At 34.1% G+C, this 592-nt stretch carries 1 protein-coding gene; it reads right to left on the bottom strand.

The window, feature by feature from the left end; translation table 11 throughout:
- Positions 1 to 362, bottom strand: a 362-nt coding sequence (locus V7150_RS14880; protein WP_335519659.1) for a WapI family immunity protein, incomplete at its 3' end; no start/stop codon positions are given.
- Positions 363 to 592: the final 230 nt, after the last annotated feature.

The raw sequence follows: 592 nt of genomic DNA on the forward strand, positions 1-592 counted from the left end.
AAGGGGATCCAAAAACTATAAATATTCTCGTGGTGTGCTAATTCTTGAAAATGTCCTTGAATATTTATCTGCCCATATCTATTAAAACTAAGGTCAATTTTTAAAATATTTTCTGATTCTGAAAAAATGGCATTTCCTTTTAATTCGTCATAAAATTTCTGCAACTGAACAAAGAACTCGTATACTTGTCCAGTTGAAAACCATAGTTCGGCATCTTTGACGTAATAATTGCCACTTTTAATTTCAATTTTCCCTTTAACATCATAGCCACCCAAATAACTTGTATCATTAGGAAAACCATTAACTTCAGTAAATTCAATTCTTATAAATCCCTGTTTACCAGCAACTTTAAACTCATTCACTTTAATCAGCTCTTTCCATTCAGAACACTAAATTAAGGATACCAAAATCACCCAAAACTTAACAGTTCTTCTTGAACTCCCTTTATTTAAAAAGAAAAAGCTACCAAATTGGCAGCTGGACCTTCAACTCTTGCACCCGTTAGCCATCCATGAAGCGCAAAAATCAGCGCTTCACCACAGAGAATGAAAATGGTTTTAAACCGTCAATACTGATTCTACGGCTGGGAGAG

The organism is Neobacillus drentensis, from assembly GCF_036965245.1.
Lineage (GTDB): Bacteria > Bacillota > Bacilli > Bacillales > Cytobacillaceae > Neobacillus > Neobacillus drentensis_G.